The organism is Thalassobellus sediminis, from assembly GCF_044386045.1.
GTDB classification, from domain to species: Bacteria; Bacteroidota; Bacteroidia; order Flavobacteriales; family Flavobacteriaceae; genus Thalassobellus; species Thalassobellus sediminis.
This window is the reverse complement of the sequence record NZ_JBISCD010000040.1, coordinates 2,007,557-2,028,264: the sequence shown is the minus strand read 5'-3', so window position 1 is coordinate 2,028,264 and position 20,708 is coordinate 2,007,557. Positions and strand designations below refer to the sequence as shown.

Genomic DNA, 20,708 nt, shown 5'->3' with positions numbered 1-20,708 from the left:
AATGAATACAACTAAAGGTCAATTACACCTAATACCTACTACACTTGGCGATAACGACCCTATGGAAGTTTTACCAATGCTGGTAAAAAAGGTTATTGAAGATACTGATATATTTATAGTTGAAAACGAAAAGACCGCTAGACGGTTCATAAAAAGAATTACACCTGAAAAACCACAACCTTCTTTAAAAATATTTCTTCTAAATAAATTTACAGAAGCTAGTGATTTACCAAGTTTTTTAAATCCTTGCTTAAATGGCACCAATGTTGGTCTTTTATCTGAAGCAGGTTGCCCTGGAGTTGCAGACCCAGGTGCAGATATTGTAAAATTAGCCCATCAAAAGAACATTAAAGTAGTACCACTAGTTGGTCCGTCATCTATATTAATGGCTATTATGAGTTCTGGAATGAACGGACAAAGCTTTGCTTTTAACGGGTATCTTCCTATTGATAAAGGCGAACGGAAATCTGAAATAAAACGCTTAGAACGTCTGTCTTTTGAACGCAACCAATCGCAAATTTTTATTGAAACACCATATAGAAACAATAAAATGATCGAAGATTTGTCTAATGTACTTGAAAACAATACCGATGTATGTGTAGCCTGTGATATCACACTCTCTACAGAATTTATAAAAACGCAAACCGCAAATGCATGGAAAAAAAATAAGGTAGACCTCCATAAAAGACCTACCATATTTATTATTCACAAAAGCTAATAGCGATTATATTGCTTTAGCTAATTTATTTGGCTTTACAAAAGACGTATCGTATCCAGAAAATCGTTTCATATAATACTGAACCGTTGTTCCATAGCCATCTGCAAAATTATCTAAACCATAACTTCTTAAATATTTCTTTACACTACCTGGGCCAGCCAAATGTGCAGCTGCTAAAATACCAGACTCTGTCACTAGAACACCATTAATTCTCCTACCAACAAAATTCTTAATATCTCTACGTAAAATCCATTTATTACGCGCAGAATTAGCAATAAATGCCTTTTCTTGAAGCATTGGATTCTTTAAAAAATGAGCTGGATTATGAATTCCAATCATTTTTAAAGTTCCTTTTCCAAATTGATACTTCCCTAAATACCCTAAAGTATTAACCGAGAAATAATTACCACCAGATTCTTTAAAAGCCAAAGCTTCTTTAAATCCTACAAAAGATTTTCCTAAATAAGGAGAAAACGATTGGTTCACATCATTTGACGCTAAAACATCATCCTTAATGCCCTCGTCTTGACTTACAGTATAATGCAACTGTAAGCCCTTTGTTGAGTACTTACTTAAATCTATCGTTTCATTAGATGAAAACGACACTAACAATAGAATACATATTGTAAGTGTTAGGGTTAAGTAACTTGCAATACTTTTTCTCATAAGTTTAAATTTTTTCAGCGCACTTACATAGTAAAGTTTGCTTGAAAATTTGAGCGTGCAAAATTATATATTTTTTTAATAATATCAAAATTAATCGTTTAACTACTTTTTTTAATAGTAGAATAGATGAAATACACACCCTTTTTTATTAAATTCTAATGTTGGAAAAGGTATTTTTACGGTATTAAAAACGTCAAAAACTACCTTAATAAATTTCGAATTTGTTTTAATCTCTTTCAAATTTACGTCTAAACTTAAATAGAATTGCCGTTGTCTGTCAAAATTTGTTAACAACTGATTGTCAATATCTTTAATACCAGCTAACATTCCGTCGGCACCATAACCTACAGCAACATTCAACCATTTTGGTATGCTTTTTTCCTTAAAAAACGCATGTAAATTTGCACTAAGCCAATACGTTTGCCCATTATAATCTTTTAAAACTTCTTCAAGAAACCCATTACCTAACTTATCTGGTCGCAAAGAAGCATACTTTGTTTGATGAAATGAAAATTTAAGTGCTATACGTTGCTCTTTCCAAAGTAATTCTTGCCCCACGTACAAACCTGTTCCAGATGCATTTGCTAAAACATCGCCCCAGGAAAAACCCCATTCTTCTGAATAACCATCTAAAACTTCAACAGCCGTTAAAAATGTGAAGCCTAAAGTTGCCCCGTAAATTAATTGATTTTTTTCACTAACACCACTCCATTCTAAAAGTTGAGCACCATGCTTACCCAATTGATAAGACGTAAACACATGCCCCATCTTATCCATTTGGAGCCATTCATTATTATCATTAATAGTATGAAACTTAGATTGCTTATAATCTGCATACCAAAGCTGATTTAAACCTAACAAAGTAATACCTCCAATAGCTGCTTCAGAAATAATTACAGCATTTCGTCTTGATGTATTTAAGGTATCACTAGGTGTTAAAAAAGCATCGAGATTAGATTGTGAAAAAGCAAAAAAAGGAAATACAATAAAGCCTATCGCATATTTTAATGCTAATAGTCTCATTACTTATTTATACCTTGAGAAGATAAATACCTTTGATATTCTCTAGCATTCACATTATGCTGAGCCAAGGTTTTTGCGAATTTGTGAAAGCCAAAACGTTTTGCATTTGCCGCAAAATATAAGTATTTATGTTTTTCATAGTTTAAAACCGCATCAATAGCAGATATATCTGGCATAGCAATAAGCCCTGGAGGCAATCCTCGGTTTTTATAAGTATTATAAGGAGATTCTATGTCTTTATAAATATTTAAAACACGTTTAATAACCGTATTTTTATACTTAGGAAGTTTATAAGCAGCAAATTTAAGCGTAGGATCTGCTTGAAGTGGCATACCAATTCTTAATCTATTTAAATAAACACCTGCAATTCTTGGTTGTTCGCTTGCTTGTTTAGATTCCTCATAAACAATAGAAGCTAAAGCTATGACTTGATTTTCAGACAAGCCAATATCATGCGCTTTTTGTATACGCTTCTCACTCCAAAAACGTTTGTATTCTTTAAGCATTCTTGCTCTAAATTTTTCAGCCGAGGTATTCCAGAAAAACTCATAACTATTAGGTAAATACATACCAAGCGCTGTTGCTTCATTAAATTTATTTTTAGCTAAAAATGCTTCATCCTTCATAGCCTTTAATATTGAAAGACTATCTGCTTCAATGTCTTTTGAAATTCTTCCTGCTAATTTTTCTAAAGTACTTTGATTATTGAAAGACACCTTTATAGGCAGGTTATTACTTCTAATAGAGTTAATAATATCATTATTACTCATGCCTTTTTTAATAGCGTATTTACCAGCTTTAATATTAGTGGTGTATTTTTTTTGCTCCGCTAAATCGTCAAAAGAATCAATATCATCTAACAAAGGTTCTAATTGATTACGAACATCATTATAACTATCTGTAGATGCTATATAAATATAAGCTTCTTCGTTATTAAAAGCTGTGTTTGGTTTTAACATGGCTTTGTAAACAAAGTTTGCAAAAAAAGCAGCAGCAACAAGCCCGATAACCACAATGGCTAAAAGTATTTTTTTTATATACATTTAATTATTAATAAGCTGAAATAAATATTCGTTTTTATAAATACCATTAACAAGATTCCAATCTTTTTTAAGACCTATGTTTTTAAAACCTTGATTAGAAAAAAGGTTAATACTTGTTTCGTTTTCTTCTGAAATGTTACAGTATAATTGATGTAAACATAAATGCTTAAAACTATAATCAACCAAAAGTTTAAGCGCTTCTTTTCCGTAGCCTTTTCCTCTTTCGCTAGCATCTTTTACTAAAATACCAATACCAGCTCTACTGTTTTTAAAATCGAAATCGAATAAATCAATCATTCCTAAAGCAACATCTTCATAACTTGAAATGACGAGCCTTAATTGTTTTACCTCAAAAATATCTTTATGAGCTTGCTCTAAATACTGTTTTATTAAATATTTAGAATAAGGCGTAATGGTATTGCTTACTTCCCAAACCGATTCATCATTTTCAATGGCATGAATAAACTCTAAATCTTCAGGTTCTAAAGCACGTAAGTATATATGTTCTCCTTTTAAAGTAATCATATAGTACCTTGATAAACAAAATTTGCAGGCCCAATTAACCAAACGTTTTTGTATGAACCGTTTTCTGTATCAAAAGATACTTTTAATTCGCCACCTTCAACTTTTAAAGTAATACAGTTTTTATTAGTTTGATTAAGTGTATGCATAGCTATTGCTACGGCTGTTACACCTGTACCACAAGATAAGGTCTCATCTTCAACACCGCGCTCGTAAGTTCTTACTCGAAACTCTGTATCTGATATTTTATTAACAAAATTCACATTAGTACCAACTTCATTATAGGGTTCGCCATACCTAATAGAAGCTCCTTTTGTTTTTATATCGAAATTGGCAATATCTTCCTCAAACTGAACATGATGCGGAGAACCTGTATTTAAAAACACATGATCTTCATGATTCTGAACTGTATCAACATCTAACATTTGCAGTTGGACGATATCATTTTCAATGGTTGCATGATGTAAACCATCAATAGCTTCAAAAACAGCTTTGTTTTTTATAACTCCTAATTGCTTTGCAAAAGCCACTAAACAACGTCCGCCATTTCCACACATGGTGCTTTCGTTTCCATCGGCATTGTAATACACCATTTTAAAATCTAAATCTAGATGATTTTCAAGTAAAATAAGTCCGTCTGCCCCTATTCCAAAACGTCTGTCGCATAAAAACGCGATGTGTTTTGCGTCTTTTTTATTGAACGTTTGCTGACGATTATCAATCATCACAAAATCGTTTCCTGTTCCTTGGTATTTATAAAAAGTTTGCTGCATAATAAAGCACAAATATAAAGAAGTCCTTTAAACTTTTTGCTGGTTAACTAAAATTTCAATCTATATAACACTGTTGACAGGTATTGCGTTAGGGATTGCCGTGAAAAGCCCACAGCGAGGTACGAGCGAGGACTTGCAACAAAAAGCCCGACCCTTGTGGTAACGCCCAAATTAATTTTGTTTTTTTGATTGTTAAATAGGCGTTAAAGTGGGCGTTAAAAAAAGTTAAAACGTATTTAGCAATTCAATAAATATTTAATTTTAATCGTTGTTTAATTCCCTCCTTAACGGGAATGACAATTTCAAGAGGAAACCTTAAAAATAATTTTTTGAGGAATTATTTTAAAATAAAATTAAATTGAATGTATATGAAGAAGATTTTATCATTAGTACTAGTATCTGCATTGGGTGGCGTTTTAACACTTGGTGCTTACAAACTGTTTTTAGAACCAGAAAATAAAGTTGTTGTAACAGCAACCAACGAAACCCCTTCCTTTTTGCCCACTAATAATGTTAATACATTTTTAAACACTGCTGAAAACCCAGATTTTTCTATGGCTGCTGAAAACACTGTAAATGCGGTTGTACACGTTAAAAACGTATCGATTAGCAGAGGGCAAATGACTATACAAGATTTATTTTCAGGAAGAAGCCCGCAACGTGCACAAATGGGTACAGGCTCTGGTGTTATTATTAATGCCGATGGTTATATTATTACGAATAATCATGTGATTAATAATTCGGATAAACTATCGGTAACTTTAAATAATAATAAAACATATGATGCCAAAATTGTAGGAACTGACCCAAAAACCGATATTGCTTTATTAAAAATTGAACCCGATGAAGATTTACCTTATGTAACATTTGCAGATTCTGACCAAGCTAAAATTGGCGAATGGGTTCTGGCTGTTGGAAATCCGTTTAATTTAACATCTACAGTTACTGCAGGTATTATTAGTGCTAAAGCACGAGACTTATCGGGTAATAGTGCGCAATCTTTTATACAAACAGATGCGGCTGTAAACCCAGGAAATTCTGGTGGGGCGCTTGTAAACACCAAAGGAGAACTTGTTGGTATTAATACTGCTATTTCATCTCAAACGGGTTCTTATATAGGTTATTCGTTTGCTGTACCAAGTAATATTGCTAGACGTGTTATTGAAGATATTATGGAATATGGTAGTGTACAAAATGGTATTCTTGGTATTAACGGAACACCATTACCGCTAGACCCAAAATCGGCTGAAAAACTAAACATTGATATTAATGATTCTGAAGGCATCTATATTGTTAATGTTATTGAAGATTCTGGAGCTGAAAAAGCAGGACTTATTACAGGCGATATTATAAAAGAAATTGACAATGTAAAGGTTTCAAAATTTGCCGATTTAACTGGTCATATTAATGCAAAAAGAGTAGATGACGTTGTTACAATTAAAATATCTAGAGATGGAGAACTAAAAACTATACCTGTTACTTTAACTAGAAACGAAACTTTTACACTCCCTCCTGTTGGACAAATTAAAAATGCAAAAAAAGAAGACTTGAAAAAATTGAATGCCCCAAACGGTGTTAAAATAAGTAAGTTGAATGGAGAATATGCTGAGTATTGGAAGAATAATGGTGTAGAAGAAGGTGCTATTATAACATCTATTAACAATACCAAAATATACAATGTTGATGATGTAAAAGAAGCTATGACCTCTAAATCATCTTATGAACCTTTAAGAATAGAACTTATAAACTCAAACGGGGAAAAAGAACGTTATAATTTTAGATAATAAACCGCCTATTTGTAAATAATTAAGATTTTACACTTATTATTAAATGTTAAAAATCTAAAAATATTTTTTATTCGTATATAGTATAGCCTCACCTAGTGAGGCTTTTTATTAATTATGCTATGCTTTAATAAACAATATTTTATAACTTCGTAAAACCAAACGAAACCAAATTAAACCAATCTTAAATGAAATCTATTAAATATCTAACTATAGCCTTTCTTTTTATTATAACATCAACATCGTTTTCTCAATCAAATACCAATGAAGACAACTTATCTCTAAACAGAGGCACCATTAACAATCAATTTGAATACGTACTTAAAAAGTCGGGGAATTTCAGAGGAACAAATGGTCAAATGTATGAAGCTGTAAAACTTAATATGCTTCTTACTTTAAGAAATCACACTATTGACTCCTTAAAAACTATTCATAAAAATTTAAGTGATACGCAAGCTATTGTAAAAAAACAAGCTAAAGAAATTACAGATTTAAAATCTAACCTAACAAATACACAAACAGATTTAGACAAGACAGAAACTGAAAAAAACAGCATGTCGTTATTTGGTATTCAAATGAGTAAATCGGGTTATAATGTTCTTATGTGGGCTATTATTGCTGGTTTATTTGCTATGCTACTTTTCTTTATTTATAAGTTTAAAAACAGTAATACTATTACTAAAGAAGCTAAAAAAGCTCTTGAAGAAATTGAAGAAGAATTTGAAGAACATCGGAAAGTTGCTTTAGAACGGGAACAAAAAGTAAGACGCCAGTTACAAGACGAAATTAATAAGCAGAAAAAAGCTTAATACTTATATTTTAAAATTTAAAAAATCTGTGATTTCCATTACAGATTTTTTTGTACTGTTTTAAAAACAAACACAAACTTAAATTTATAAAAAATTTAAATTATATTTATTAAAATCAAAAATCACCATAGTTACTAACAACTAAACACATAAATCATCATGAAAATCAATAATATTTTAGAAAGCATAGGCAATACACCTGTTGTGCGATTAAGCAAATTATTTCCAAATGAGAATGTTTGGATGAAACTTGAAAAATCAAACCCTGGAGGAAGCATTAAGGATAGAATTGCTTTATCTATGATTGAAGATGCTGAAAAGAAAAACCTTTTAACTAAAGACACCGAAATTATTGAGCCTACCTCTGGAAACACAGGAATTGGTTTAGCTATGGTTGCAGCTGTAAAAGGATATAAACTTACATTAGTTATGCCAGAATCGATGTCTGTTGAACGACGCGCACTTATGGCAGCTTATGGCGCTAACCTTGTACTAACCCCTAAAGAATTAGGCTTAGGAGGTACAATTGCAAAAGCAAATGAAATGGTTGCTAACAATAAAAATGCGTGGATGCCATCTCAATTTACAAACCAAGCAAACCCAGAAATACATCGCAACACAACTGCTTTAGAAATTATTAAAGATTTCCCTGAAGGCTTAGATTATTTAATTACAGGTGTTGGTACTGGTGGACATATTACTGGTATGTCTGAAGTTTTAAAAGAAAAATTTCCGAACTTAAAAGTATTTGCTGTTGAGCCAAATGATTCTCCTGTAATTTCTGGAGGCGAACCTGGACCACACCCACTTCAAGGTATTGGGCCTGGATTTATTCCTGAAGTATTTAATATTAAAATAATTGATGGTGCTATTAGAATAACCAAAGAAGAAGCTTTTGCTGAAGTTAAAAACATAGCAACTACAGAAGGTATTTTAGTTGGTATTTCTACTGGAGCCTCTCTAGCTGCTGTTAGGAAACAATTACAGAATATAAAAGGAGAAGAAACCATTCTAACAATGAATTATGATACTGGAGAACGCTATCTTTCTATCGAAGGGCTTTTATCATAATTTAAAAACATATCTCATAAAAAAAAGCTTCCAAATTGGAAGCTTTTTTTAATCAACACTTTTTTATTTCCTTATTTTACAGGAGCATTAAGTTTTGTGCTCATTTCCATAGAAATAGCACTTCTGTCAAACTTTAATTTTCCAGCCATTGTTTCAATAACACAACTGTTATCTTTATCATTTAGCTCTGCTATTTTACCATGTAATCCGCTTTTGGTAATAACTTTATCACCACGTTTTAATTCGGCTGCAAATTTTTTCTCTTTTTTTGCTCGTTTCATTTGAGGTGCAATCATAAAGAAATACACAACTACAAACATTAATATAAACGGCAAAAATTGCCCTATTCCTTCTCCCATAATATTCTTTTTTATTTAGTGAGCAGCTGGTACTGCTTTAAGTTTAGCATTTGGGTCTGGTTTTACAAATGCTGTTATTTTTACTATTTCTGACCCCTTTTCAGTATTAGCTGTTACTGTAATTGTTTTTGTTACTTTATTAGATCCTGCTCCACTAAACTTCACTAAAAAGCTTGATGTTTCTCCAGGTGCTAAAGGTTCTCTACTCCAATTTTCGGGGATTGTACAACCACAAGAACTTTTTATATTAGTAACAACAAGTGGTGCATCACCTGTATTTGTATACGCAAATGTAGTTTCTTGAGGTGATTTTGCTTCAATTTCACCAAAATCATGCTCTGTTTTATCAAACTCTATAACTGGAAATTTAGCTGAATTCGCATCTCTTTCTGCTGCTGCAACAACATTACTTTCTTCAATCTTTTTTGCTGCATTTTCTTTACAAGAAACAAATAAAATAACACATAAAGTAGTTAATCCTAATATAACTTTTTTCATTTTAAAAACTGTTTAATATTAAAGTTGTAAAAATAACAATTATTTAATCTATTAAAAACTTTTATCATCTCCAATAACAGAAAATCACATTAATCCGCGCCCAATCTTATTTAAAACCCCTGCTTCTTCATACTCTTTTACTAGCTTATCTAAAATACCATTAATAAAAATACTGCTTTTAGGTGTTGAATACTCTTTTGCTATCTCTAAATACTCATTAATAGTTACTTTTACAGGAATTGACGAAAAGTTTTTTAACTCGCAAATAGCCATTTGCAACAATACATAATCAACATTTGCAATACGATCTGATTCCCAATTTTGAGTTTTACCTTCAATTTCTTTATTAATGGCCGATCTATTTAAAAGCGTTTTTCTAAATAAATCGATAGCATATTGTTTATCTTCAATATCTTTATAAAGTTTAGGCGTAAAATGATGATCTGGCGAACTCGCTTTAGATTTTCTTAGTATTTTTAAAATAGCAGTATTTACTGTAGGTAAATCATCTAACCAAGTTAAATTTTTATCTTCAAGATATTCGTAAAGCTTCTCGTTAGGCGCCATAATATCTTTAAAAACATCAACAAGAAATGCTTTATCTTCCTTAAAATCTGACACCTTAGTTTGCATATACTCTTTATACAAATCGCTAGATACAATGGCTTTAAAAATAACATCCACATACTCACTATCAAGCTCCCAGTTATTTATTTTATAAGCATCTAACCTATCTTTTAATTCTAGGTTATTTTTAAGCAACAGCAATAATTGATTGTTAACAAATTTCCTATTAGGATCTTTATCTTCTTTAGTTGCTAGATGTTTCTGTTGTTTTTTTTGTAAATCGTTTTCTGCTCTTTTTTGAACTTCAAGTAATAACGATATTAATAGTAGGTACAAGTTGTACATATTATCTATACTAAACAATAAAAACTTTTGATCTTTACTTAGGTCATCACTTTCACTACCTTTAAAAGCATACATAGTTTGCATTACCTTTACGCGAATATGTCTTCTGTTTAGCATAATAAAAAAGAACTTAAATTTTAAAAAACGTAATTATCATTAATTCCGTTCGGCAAAAATAATATTATTTTAAAAAACTACTTCATATTATTTACTTTATTATCTAATAGATTTTAAAGTATATTTAACATATACTAAATGTTAATACGAAGATGTGTTTTGTTATAAACCTTTATATTTGTGCTCTCACATTTTTTTATACATAAAAGTGAATCTCTAAATTTATTAATGAAAGAATTAAAACATCTAAATAAATATTTTTTAAAATACAAGGTGCACCTTTTAACAGGTATTGTTATCACAATTGTTGCTCGAATATTTTTGCTTTTTACACCACGATTGGTTAGAGAAATTTTTGTGGTAGTAGAAAAATATAAAGCAGGAGATGTTACCCAAGGAGCAACTATTGAAAGTGAACTAGCCCTAATTATACTTTACATTATTGGTGCTGCCATTGTTGGAGGTATTCTTACTTTTTTTATGAGACAAGCCATTATAAACGTGTCTCGATATATAGAATACGATTTAAAAAACGAGATTTATGCCCAGTACCAAAAGCTTTCTTTAAATTTTTACAAAAAAAATAGAACAGGCGATTTAATGAATCGGATAAGCGAAGATGTAATGCGTGTACGTATGTATGTTGGTCCTGCCATTATGTATAGCATAAATACGATTACACTTTTTGTAATAGCATTAATTTACATGTTTAATACCGCTCCTAAACTAGCGCTTTACACCATTGTTCCATTACCTATTCTATCTATAGTAATTTATAAATTAAGTAAAGAAATACATCAAAGAAGTACTATTGTTCAGCAATATTTATCAAAGTTATCAACTTATACACAAGAGTCTTTTAGTGGTATTTCAGTTATTAAAGCTTATGGTATTGAGCCTTTAACATCTACAAAATTTAACGAATTAGCAGCTACTAGTAAAGAAAAACAAATTAGCTTAGCAAAAGTACAGGCTTGGTTTTTCCCTATGATGATACTTCTTATAGGTATTAGTAACTTATTAGTTATTTACATAGGTGGCATGCAATATATTAATGGGGAGATTGAAAGCCTCGGTACTATTGCAGAATTTATTATGTACGTAAACATGCTTACATGGCCAGTAGCAACTGTAGGTTGGGTAACTTCTATTGTACAACAAGCAGAAGCTTCACAAAAACGGATAAATGAGTTTTTAAAAATTGAACCAGAAATTAAAAACACTATTGAAACTCAAACTGAAATTACAGGTGATATTAGCTTTAAAAATGTATCGTTTACTTATGATGATACTAACATTCAGGCTTTAAACAATATTAGCTTTAGTGTAAAAGAAGGCGAAACACTTGCTATTATTGGTAAAACAGGATCCGGAAAATCTACTGTATTAGATTTAATAGGAAGACTTTATGATATTGATAATGGCAGCATTAACATTAATAATATAGAAATTGACAAGCATAACTTAACAAGTTTAAGAAACGCTATTGGTTATGTCCCACAAGATGCCTTCTTATTTTCCGATTCTATAAAAAGCAACATCAAGTTTGGAAAAGAAGATGCCACCGATGCTAATGTTATTGAAGCTGCTAAAAACGCTCAAGTCCATAAAAATATTATTAAGTTTAATAATGGTTACGATACTATTTTAGGAGAACGTGGTATTACGCTTTCTGGAGGACAAAAACAGCGTATATCTATTGCTAGAGCCATTATAAAATCTCCTGAAATTTTATTATTTGACGATTGCTTATCGGCAGTAGATACCGAAACAGAGGAAAAAATACTAAATAACCTCAATAAATTGTCTGAAGGTAAAACAACAATTATAGTAAGCCATAGAATTTCTTCGGCTAAAAATGCCGACAAAATCATTGTTTTAGATAACGGAGAAATCGCACAAGAAGGCACACATGAATCACTTATTAACGCAGATGGTTACTACAAACACCTTTACTTAAAACAATTAAGTGAAACTGTTTCAAATTAAATTTTGACAATTAAAAACACCTAATTATTCCATTTGCTTTTTTTATGCTTTTAGCACTAAATAGTAATATTTCAAAAAGAAACTACAATATTTGTTGGTTAGTATTGGTTTTTTTTAGATTTTTGGTATACAAATGCTAATCGCATAAATCTCAAAACAACACTATGAATAATTATGATATGATGGAGAAAGAAGAAATTTTTTCAAAAGTATTAAGAGCAGGAAGACGCACTTATTTTTTTGATGTAAGAGCTACTAAAGCAGAAGATTATTATCTAACAATTACTGAAAGTAAAAAATTCACTAACGATGATGGATCTTTTCATTATAAAAAACATAAAATTTATATTTATAAAGAAGATTTTTCTGAATTTAAAGAGATTTTAGCAGAAATGACAGACTACATTATAAATGAAAAAGGAAATGAAGTGATTAGTGAGCGTCATCAAAAAGACTTTAAGAAGGAGTATAATAATGCACCTATAGCTACAGAAACAGAAGGCACTGAAACAACTGAAAGTTTTACAGATGTAGATTTTGACGATATATAATTAAATCCAATAATTTCATTTATACTAAAAATCCGTTACATTTTAATGTAGCGGATTTTTTTATGTTTTTAGCTGCAATTAAAGCTATGCAACCATACTACCATTTTTAACTTTGCACTCGGGATTTAATAAAACAACATCTTTTCCATTTACGGCACCTAAAACCAAACACTCACTCATAAACTTAGCAATTTGCTTTTTAGGAAAATTAACAACAGCTACTATTTGTTTTTTAAGTAAATCTTCCTTTTTATAAAGCGTTGTTATTTGAGCCGATGTTTTTTTTATTTCTAAATCTCCAAAATCAATAATTAGTTGGTATGCTGGATTGCGTGCTTCAGGAAAATCATTCACTTCTAAAATGGTTCCTACTCGTAAATCTACTTTTGTAAAATCTTCGAAAGTTATTGTATCGTTCATTGCCTAAAAATACAAATAATCACGAACTTTGTTAAAAATTCTTATTATGGCAAACACTCCTTCAAATATGATTCCTTTAGGAACCCAAGCACCCGATTTTAATTTGTTGGACACCGTATCTGACAGTATTTTATCGCTTCAACAACTAAAAGGAAGTACAGGTACTGTTATTATGTTTATATGTAACCATTGTCCGTTTGTAATTCATATAAATTCAAAAATAGTAGAAATTGCCAATGATTATAGGCTAAAGGGCATTCAATTTATAGCTATTTCTAGTAACGATGTTGTCAACTATCCACAAGATAGCCCTGAAAAAATGAAAGTTCTAGCTAAAAATGAAGGTTACCCTTTTCCTTATTTATATGATCAATATCAAGAAGTTGCAAAAGCTTATGATGCGGCTTGCACGCCAGATTTATATCTTTTTAATAAAGAACTAAAACTTATTTATAGAGGACAATTAGACGACTCTAGACCAGGAAACGGACTCCCTGTAACTGGCAACGATTTAAAACATGCTCTAGATTGTATAATTGAAGACAAAGAAAACACAGCCATTCAAAAACCTAGTATTGGTTGTAATATAAAATGGAAGTAATTAAAATTTTAATTGCCAAAATCCTATATCATGCCATTTACCAAATTTTAATCCAGCTTCTTTTAAATGAGCCACTTGATTAAAACCAAACTTTTCATGTAATTTAATACTTGGCTCATTAGGAATAGTTAACACTCCTAAAGCTATATGAAAATGACTTTGCTTTAATAGCTTTAACAACTCTTTATATAGCTTTGTTCCAATTTGTTTTCCGTGTGCTCCATGTTTTACATAAACTGTAGTTTCTACAGTATAGTTATAAGCAGGTCTTGCTCTAAACTTACTTCCATAGGCATATCCTAAAATTTCACCCGCTTCCTGATAAACAATAAAAGGAAATTCTGCTTTAATATCTATTATTTTTTTAGTAAAAGAATTTAATTTTGAAACCTCTAAATCAAAAGTTATTACCGTATTTAAAACATAATAATTATAAATATTTAGAAGTTCTTGTGCATCATCTATATGAACCTTTCTAATCATAAACAAATATTTAAATCCAATTATTACGTTTTAGCACATTTTCTATATGTGCATAATGATGGCTGCTATGCCATGCATAATTTCCAATATTAAAACTTAATAAAACTTCGCTATTCGTTTCAGGATGTATAAAACATCTATTTAAATCAGACTCATTGAACGTTTTAAGCAAATACACTAGCTTAGTGTGAATAGCTTTTAAATGCAATAAAGACATCTCTATTGGTGCTATTTTAGAATCTATTAATTCGGCCCATCGTTCTTCATGATATGCTTTAATAACAGGTTTACCTTCTGTTAAAGCCCATTTAAAACGTGTATAGCTATGATGATGACTATCTGACAAGTGATGTACGACTTGTCTTATTGCCCAGCCTCCAGGTCTATAAACTGTATCCAACTGTTCGTTGGTTAAATCTTTAACAAGATTTTCTAACTTATCAGGAAAATGCTCTAAAATGGAAATCCAACTTGCAATATGCTCTTTAGAAATATTTGTTGGGCAATCAAATTGACCTATTGGATATTTAAGTAACTGTAGTTCTTTCTCTGTCATAAAAACAAATATAGAAATTGTTAGGCAACTTCAAGAACTCCTTTTCTAACAAAATTTATTGCAGCATACAAACTATTAAAACGCTTAATTCTATCTTTAAAAAACAAGCTTTCAATCATAGAATTTAAAGTTTTAATCTTATCAGTAGATACTACCAAATACGATTTTAAAAAGTAGCTATGTTTAAAAAACTTTAACCAATCTGAAGCAACTAAAGAATAAGAATTAATCCTGTTAGAAATATATACTAAATCGTTACCATTAGTTCCTAAAAAACAAGAGATATCTTCTGTTATTATTTTACCATGATTGTCCCAATTAAAAACAACACCTCTATTTATTTCTGAAATAATAAATCCATCAAAAATAAATATATCTCCGAAGGGGTAATTAAACTCTTTTATAATTTCTGAATATATATACGTATTTTTTACACTTACCATACTTTAAAAATATTTGATAAAGAACTATTAAAAAAATATAATCGATAAACAAAGTATTACTTAGTTTATGTAACCAAAAAGCACCCAATAATTGAGTGCTTTTAAAAAGTATATTTTCCCTGAATGTTATTTTACATTCATTAACTCTACATCAAAAATTAAAGTAGCATCTGGTGGAATTACGCCTCCAGCACCAGCACTTCCGTAAGCTAAATGACTAGGGATTACAAAACGAGCTTTATCTCCTATTTTTAATAAACCTACACCTTCATCCCAACCTGGAATAACTTGTCCAACACCTAATTGAAAATCGATTGGTTGATTACGTTTGTATGATGAATCAAACACGGTTCCATCAGTTAATTGTCCTTTATAATGTACAGATACTGTTTTTCCTTTTTCGGCTTTTACACCAGAACCTTCTTGAATAATTTGATAGCGTAAACCACTATCTGTTTTATTAAAACCAGAAGCAATTTTTTCTAAAGCTGCTTCGGCTGCAGCTTTTGCTTCTGCTAATTTTGCTTCTCTAGAACCTTCAAAAGTTCTAAAAGCTTCAACAGCATTAAAAGCTTCAGCATCAGCTCCAAATCTTAAAATGTCTAAAGTATCAATAAGATCGCCTTGAGCAATAGCGTCAACAACATCTTGCCCTGATTGTACTTTACCAAAAACAGTATGTTTATTATCTAACCAAGCAGTTTCAACATGCGTTATAAAAAACTGACTTCCATTAGTTCCTGGTCCTGCATTTGCCATAGAAAGAACACCAGGTCCGTCGTGTTTTAAATCTGGATGAAACTCATCATCAAATTTATGTCCTGGATCTCCAGTTCCTGTTCCAAGTGGACAACCACCTTGAATCATAAAATCTGGAATTACTCTATGAAACTTTAAACCATTATAATATGGTGTTCCTTGAGGTTTAACCTTGTTTTCTAAGTTTCCTTCAGCTAAAGCTACAAAGTGACCTACTGTACCTGGTGTTTTTTGATATTCTAAAGCTACAAGAATTTCTCCTTTTGTTGTATTAAATTTTGCGTATAAACCGTCTTGCATTGTTCTAATTTTTAAGTAGCTGCAAAGATATAAAACAAAGTGTGAAGTACGAAGTTAGAAGTGTAAAGTTTAGTTTGCTACTTCGCTAATAAACTTGATACGGTATAAACGAAGTTCTTCATCGTCATAATCGCCATCAAACTCTTCAATTGCTGCATCAATGTTATCAGTCTCAGATTCCATAAAATAATCATGAATTTCTTCTTGCTGATCTTCATCTAGAATATCTTGAATCCAATAATCTATATTCAGCTTTGTACCAGAATAAACAATAACTTCCATTTCTTTAATAAAGTCTTCCATAGACATGCCTTTAGAAGATGCTATATCATCTAATGGTAATTTTCTATCAATATTTTGAATGATATATAATTTATTAGCAGAATTACTTCCTGTAGATTTTACAACTAAATCATCTGGACGCACAATATCATTTTCATCAACATAATTTGAAATTAATGCGACAAAATCTTTACCATATTTTTTGGCTTTTCCATCTCCAACACCATGTACATTAGCTAATTCGGTAAGATTAATTGGGTATTTTAAAGACATATCTTCTAACGATGGGTCTTGAAAAATAACAAATGGTGGGACACCTAGTTTCTTTGCATTCTTTTTACGCAAATCTTTCAGCATCCCCATTAAAACCTCATCTGCAACAGCTCCACTTCCTTTAGATGCTGTAATTATAGAACCATCTTCTTGTTCGCCTTCAAAAATATGGTCTTCGGTCATCATAAACGACTGAGGTTTTTTAACGAATTCTTTTCCAGATTCATTTAATTTAATAACACCGTAAGTTTCTATATCTTTTTTAAGATAACCTGCAACTAATACTTGCCTTAATAGTGCCATCCAATACTTATTATCTTTCTCTTTACCTTTTCCGAAGAAAGGTTGTTCATTAGTTCTATGAGAATTAATTAACGCATTTTCTTTACCTATAATTACACTAACTAAATCTTTAGATTTATATTTCTCATTAGTATTTTGAATGGTTTCTAACAAAAGCTGTGCATCATCTTGGGCTTCATGTTGCTTTTTAGGATGGCGTACATTATCATCCATATCGCCACCGTCTCCTGTTTCATTATCAAACTCTTCTCCAAAATAATGTAAAATAAATTTACGTCTGGAAATTGAAGTTTCGGCAAATGCAACCACTTCTTGCAATAAGGCTTGTCCAATTTCTTGCTCTGCTACTGGCTTACCAGACATGAATTTTTCTAGCTTTTCAATATCTTTATATGCATAATAAGCTAAACAATGTCCTTCACCTCCATCACGTCCTGCTCTTCCGGTTTCTTGATAATAACTTTCAATACTTTTAGGAATATCATGATGAATTACAAAACGAACATCGGGTTTATCTATTCCCATACCAAATGCAATGGTAGCTACAACAACATCTACATCTTCCATAAGAAACTTATCTTGATGACTTGATCTTGTTTTTGCATCTAAACCGGCATGATATGGTACAGCTTTTACACCATTAACTTGTAACACTTGTGCTAATTCTTCAACACGTTTTCTGCTTAGACAATAAACAATCCCAGATTTACCATCATTCTGTTTTACAAAACGAATAATATCAGCATCTACATTTTTTGTTTTAGGCCTTACTTCATAATACAAATTTGGTCTATTAAAAGAAGCTTTAAATGTAGTAGCGCCATTAATACCTAAGTTTTTTATAATATCTTCTTGTACTTTGGGCGTCGCTGTAGCTGTTAATCCAATAATTGGAATATTATCACCTATACGCTTTATAATATGACGTAAATTTCTATACTCTGGTCTAAAATCATGCCCCCATTCACTAATACAATGTGCTTCATCTATAGCTAAAAAAGACACTTTTACAGAACGTAAAAACTCTACATTCTCTTCTTTTGTTAGCGATTCTGGTGCCACATAAAGTAATTTGGTTACACCATTTACTATATCTTCTTTTACACGCTTAACTTCAGTTTTATTTAATGACGAATTTAATACGTGTGCTATACCCTCTTCATTTGAAATACCTCTAATAGCATCGACTTGATTTTTCATCAAAGCTATTAAAGGAGACACTACAATGGCTGTACCTTCTTGCATTAACGCCGGTAATTGATAACAAAGTGACTTACCGCCACCAGTTGGCATTATTACAAACGTATGGTTTTTAGACATGATACTTTCAACAACACCTTCTTGAAGACCTTTGAATTTATTAAATCCAAAATATTTTTTTAATGCAGAATGCAAATCAGTTTTTGCTATTGACATGAATTTTATAAAAATTTATTTTCACTAGTTTAATACACCTTAAAAAAACGATTTTTCAATTACCAATTTAATAGTGCATTTTGAGAACCCTCATATTTTTTTCGTTAGTTTTGTAACGAAATTTCAAATTACAATAAAAATTTAATTTGACTAACATTTAAAGATAATAAAATCTTTAAAAGGATCAACAATTATAAAATAATAAATTTTGAACAGCAAAAATTCCATTATTAAAATCGCTAAGCAAACTATTGAAATGGAAAGTAAAGCCATTTTAAATTTATCAAGCCTAGTAAATGATGATTTTGCAGATGCCGTAAATCTAATTTACAATTCTAAAGGACGTGTTATAATTACTGGTATTGGTAAAAGTGCTATAATAGCAAATAAAATTGTTGCCACTTTAAATTCTACTGGAACACCTTCGGTTTTTATGCATGCTGCCGAAGCTATACATGGAGATTTAGGACTTATTCTTAAAGATGATGTTGTTATTTGTATATCAAATAGCGGCAATACACCCGAAATTAAAGTACTTATTCCTTTAATAAAAAGAGCTAATAATAAAATTATTGCTATTACGGGTAATTCAGAATCTTTTTTAGGCGAGCAAGCTAACTTTATTTTAAGTTCTTATGTTGAGAAAGAAGCTTGCCCAAATAATTTAGCACCTACCACAAGTACAACTGCTCAATTAGTTATTGGTGATGGGCTTGCTGTTTGTTTATTAGAATTACGTGGATTTTCTAGTAACGATTTTGCTAAATATCACCCAGGTGGTGCGTTAGGTAAAAAACTCTATTTAAGAGTTAAAGATATTTCTTCTGTAAACGAAAAACCAAGTGTAAACTTGAATACCAGCATAAAAGAGGTTATTATAGAAATAACTAAAAAAAGACTTGGGGTTACTGCTGTAACTGAAGATGAAAAAATTATTGGTATTATTACCGATGGTGATTTACGTAGAATGTTAACCAAAGTTGATGATTTCTCTAAACTATCAGCTAAAGATATTATGGGAACAAATCCTAAAAGCATTAATGCTGATGCTATGGCTGTTGATGCCTTAGAAATCATGGAAGCTAATGACATTTCTCAAATTTTAGTTGAAGAAAATGGCAAGTATGCTGGTGTTGTTCACCTACACGACTTAATAAAAGAAGGTATTATATAATGGCAAAAAAGAACATAAATGAGATGTCTTTTTTAGACCATCTTGAAGATTTACGTTGGCATTTAATTAGAATATGTTTAGCAGTAGTAATTGTTGGTTCTTTAGTATTTATTTTTAGCAGGTTTGTTTTTGATGCTATTGTTTTTGCGCCATTAGAAATGGATTTTCCAACTTATGAGTTTTTATGCAAAACAGGACAGCTTTTAAATGTTGAAACCTCTTTTTGCAATAGCAAAATGCCAATGATACTTCAAAACAGAACCATGGCAGGACAGTTTTCTGCAGATATATGGACAGCAGTTTTAGGTGGTTTTATTATTTCATTTCCTTATGTTATTTATCAACTATGGAAATTTATAAGCCCTGGTTTACATGAAAACGAACGAAAACATTCTCGTGGCTTCATTATTATTTGTTCACTTTTATTCTTTTTAGGTGCTTTATTTGGATATTATATTATCACTCCGCTTTCTATTAATTTCCTAGCAAACTACAGCATATCTACTAAAGTAGATAATCAAATAGATATAAGTTCAATTATTGGGTTAGTAAGATCTTCTGTATTAGCTTCAGGTTTAATTTTCGAATTACCTATAGTCATATATTTCCTTACAAAAGTTGGTTTAGTTACACCACAGATTTTACGTAAATACAGAAAATTTGCTTTAGTAGGCGTATTAATTCTATCTGCAATTATTACACCACCAGATATTGCAAGTCAAGTAATTGTTGCTGTTCCTATACTTATTCTATATCAAGTAAGTATTTATATTTCTAAAATTGTAATTAGAAATCAAAAACGAAAAGAAAAACAACTTAGTTAAACAAAATATAAATTAAACCATCTGCTACAATAGTGTATA

The 20,708-nt window shown here is 30.8% G+C and carries 23 protein-coding genes; 9 read left to right on the top strand and 14 right to left on the bottom strand.

The annotated features are described in order from the left end of the window. Position 1: 1 nt before the first annotated feature. Positions 2-718, top strand: coding sequence for an SAM-dependent methyltransferase (locus ACH5TW_RS15495; protein ID WP_439337408.1), 717 nt, complete (start codon positions 2-4; stop codon positions 716-718). Positions 719-724: 6 nt separating this feature from the next. Here the strand turns inward: ACH5TW_RS15495 and ACH5TW_RS15490 are convergent, their stop codons facing one another. The 5 genes from ACH5TW_RS15490 to dapF all read right to left on the bottom strand — a co-directional run bounded on the left by ACH5TW_RS15490 (position 725) and on the right by dapF (position 4,745). Continuing rightward, positions 725-1,384, bottom strand: a complete 660-nt coding sequence (locus tag ACH5TW_RS15490) for a lysozyme family protein (protein WP_439337407.1) — start codon at positions 1,382-1,384, stop codon at positions 725-727. A 111-nt stretch (positions 1,385-1,495) separates the two neighbouring features. Continuing rightward, the gene (locus tag ACH5TW_RS15485) at positions 1,496-2,407 is read right to left on the bottom strand and encodes a DUF2279 domain-containing protein (RefSeq protein WP_439337406.1); all 912 of its coding nucleotides are present in this window, start codon (positions 2,405-2,407) and stop codon (positions 1,496-1,498) included. Further along, on the bottom strand, positions 2,407-3,450 hold the full coding sequence (gene mltG / locus ACH5TW_RS15480) for an endolytic transglycosylase MltG (protein WP_439337405.1): 1,044 nt from the start codon (positions 3,448-3,450) through the stop codon (positions 2,407-2,409). The genes ACH5TW_RS15485 and mltG overlap by 1 nt, the downstream gene beginning before the upstream one ends. After that, the gene (locus tag ACH5TW_RS15475) at positions 3,451-3,975 is read right to left on the bottom strand and encodes a GNAT family N-acetyltransferase (RefSeq protein WP_439337404.1); all 525 of its coding nucleotides are present in this window, start codon (positions 3,973-3,975) and stop codon (positions 3,451-3,453) included. Beyond that, positions 3,972-4,745, bottom strand: a complete 774-nt coding sequence (dapF, locus tag ACH5TW_RS15470) for a diaminopimelate epimerase (protein WP_439337403.1) — start codon at positions 4,743-4,745, stop codon at positions 3,972-3,974. Before dapF ends, ACH5TW_RS15475 begins: the two co-directional genes overlap by 4 nt. A gap of 368 nt (positions 4,746-5,113) precedes the next feature. Between dapF and ACH5TW_RS15465 the strand changes: the two genes are divergently transcribed. The 3 genes from ACH5TW_RS15465 (at position 5,114) to cysK (ending at position 8,409) form a co-directional block, all read left to right on the top strand. Next, positions 5,114-6,529: a S1C family serine protease gene (locus tag ACH5TW_RS15465; RefSeq protein WP_439337402.1), complete on the top strand. Its 1,416-nt coding sequence runs from the start codon at positions 5,114-5,116 to the stop codon at positions 6,527-6,529. A 188-nt stretch (positions 6,530-6,717) separates the two neighbouring features. Beyond that, complete coding sequence (locus ACH5TW_RS15460) at positions 6,718-7,338, top strand: tRNA (guanine-N1)-methyltransferase (protein WP_439337401.1); 621 nt, start codon at positions 6,718-6,720, stop codon at positions 7,336-7,338. A 159-nt stretch (positions 7,339-7,497) separates the two neighbouring features. Next, the gene (gene cysK / locus ACH5TW_RS15455; protein ID WP_439337400.1) at positions 7,498-8,409 is read left to right on the top strand and encodes a cysteine synthase A; all 912 of its coding nucleotides are present in this window, start codon (positions 7,498-7,500) and stop codon (positions 8,407-8,409) included. Between the two features lie 71 nt (positions 8,410-8,480). On the opposite strand, the gene yajC is transcribed toward cysK, so the two are convergent. The 3 genes from yajC to nusB form a co-directional block, all read right to left on the bottom strand. After that, positions 8,481-8,768 (bottom strand): preprotein translocase subunit YajC, encoded by a 288-nt coding sequence (gene yajC, locus ACH5TW_RS15450; RefSeq protein ID WP_439337399.1) that lies wholly within the window; start codon positions 8,766-8,768, stop codon positions 8,481-8,483. 15 nt (positions 8,769-8,783) lie between these two features. Continuing rightward, positions 8,784-9,266: a DUF1573 domain-containing protein gene (locus ACH5TW_RS15445; protein WP_439337398.1), complete on the bottom strand. Its 483-nt coding sequence runs from the start codon at positions 9,264-9,266 to the stop codon at positions 8,784-8,786. Positions 9,267-9,350: 84 nt separating this feature from the next. Continuing rightward, complete coding sequence (nusB, locus tag ACH5TW_RS15440) at positions 9,351-10,295, bottom strand: transcription antitermination factor NusB (protein WP_439337397.1); 945 nt, start codon at positions 10,293-10,295, stop codon at positions 9,351-9,353. A 228-nt stretch (positions 10,296-10,523) separates the two neighbouring features. Between nusB and ACH5TW_RS15435 the strand changes: the two genes are divergently transcribed. After that, positions 10,524-12,284 carry an ABC transporter ATP-binding protein gene (locus ACH5TW_RS15435; RefSeq protein ID WP_439337396.1) on the top strand — a complete coding sequence of 587 codons (1,761 nt, stop codon included), beginning with the start codon at positions 10,524-10,526 and terminating at the stop codon, positions 12,282-12,284. 164 nt (positions 12,285-12,448) lie between these two features. Then, positions 12,449-12,835, top strand: coding sequence for a PUR family DNA/RNA-binding protein (locus ACH5TW_RS15430; protein WP_439337395.1), 387 nt, complete (start codon positions 12,449-12,451; stop codon positions 12,833-12,835). A gap of 84 nt (positions 12,836-12,919) precedes the next feature. On the opposite strand, the gene ACH5TW_RS15425 is transcribed toward ACH5TW_RS15430, so the two are convergent. Next, positions 12,920-13,255 (bottom strand): tRNA-binding protein, encoded by a 336-nt coding sequence (locus tag ACH5TW_RS15425; RefSeq protein WP_439337394.1) that lies wholly within the window; start codon positions 13,253-13,255, stop codon positions 12,920-12,922. Positions 13,256-13,301: 46 nt separating this feature from the next. On the opposite strand from ACH5TW_RS15425, the gene ACH5TW_RS15420 reads away from it, so the two are divergent. Next, a complete protein-coding gene (locus tag ACH5TW_RS15420; RefSeq protein ID WP_439337393.1) occupies positions 13,302-13,856 on the top strand; it encodes a thioredoxin family protein in 555 nt (184 codons plus the stop codon). Here ACH5TW_RS15420 and ACH5TW_RS15415 read toward each other — a convergent pair whose 3' ends face one another. The 5 genes from ACH5TW_RS15415 to ACH5TW_RS15395 form a co-directional block, all read right to left on the bottom strand. After that, positions 13,857-14,339, bottom strand: a complete 483-nt coding sequence (locus tag ACH5TW_RS15415) for a GNAT family N-acetyltransferase (RefSeq protein WP_439337392.1) — start codon at positions 14,337-14,339, stop codon at positions 13,857-13,859. A gap of 10 nt (positions 14,340-14,349) precedes the next feature. Beyond that, a complete protein-coding gene (locus tag ACH5TW_RS15410; protein ID WP_439337391.1) occupies positions 14,350-14,895 on the bottom strand; it encodes a YfiT family bacillithiol transferase in 546 nt (181 codons plus the stop codon). Positions 14,896-14,915: 20 nt separating this feature from the next. Then, positions 14,916-15,338, bottom strand: coding sequence for a hypothetical protein (locus ACH5TW_RS15405; RefSeq protein ID WP_439337390.1), 423 nt, complete (start codon positions 15,336-15,338; stop codon positions 14,916-14,918). Between the two features lie 126 nt (positions 15,339-15,464). Beyond that, complete coding sequence (locus ACH5TW_RS15400) at positions 15,465-16,397, bottom strand: peptidylprolyl isomerase (RefSeq protein WP_439337389.1); 933 nt, start codon at positions 16,395-16,397, stop codon at positions 15,465-15,467. A gap of 69 nt (positions 16,398-16,466) precedes the next feature. Beyond that, complete coding sequence (locus ACH5TW_RS15395; RefSeq protein ID WP_439337388.1) at positions 16,467-18,671, bottom strand: RecQ family ATP-dependent DNA helicase; 2,205 nt, start codon at positions 18,669-18,671, stop codon at positions 16,467-16,469. A gap of 208 nt (positions 18,672-18,879) precedes the next feature. Here ACH5TW_RS15395 and ACH5TW_RS15390 point away from each other — a divergent pair, with 208 nt between their 5' ends. Together ACH5TW_RS15390 and tatC are read left to right on the top strand one after the other, a co-directional pair. Further along, the gene (locus tag ACH5TW_RS15390; RefSeq protein ID WP_439337387.1) at positions 18,880-19,845 is read left to right on the top strand and encodes a KpsF/GutQ family sugar-phosphate isomerase; all 966 of its coding nucleotides are present in this window, start codon (positions 18,880-18,882) and stop codon (positions 19,843-19,845) included. Further along, positions 19,845-20,669 carry a twin-arginine translocase subunit TatC gene (gene tatC, locus ACH5TW_RS15385; RefSeq protein ID WP_439337386.1) on the top strand — a complete coding sequence of 275 codons (825 nt, stop codon included), beginning with the start codon at positions 19,845-19,847 and terminating at the stop codon, positions 20,667-20,669. The genes ACH5TW_RS15390 and tatC overlap by 1 nt, the downstream gene beginning before the upstream one ends. The last annotated feature ends 39 nt before the right edge of the window (positions 20,670-20,708 follow it).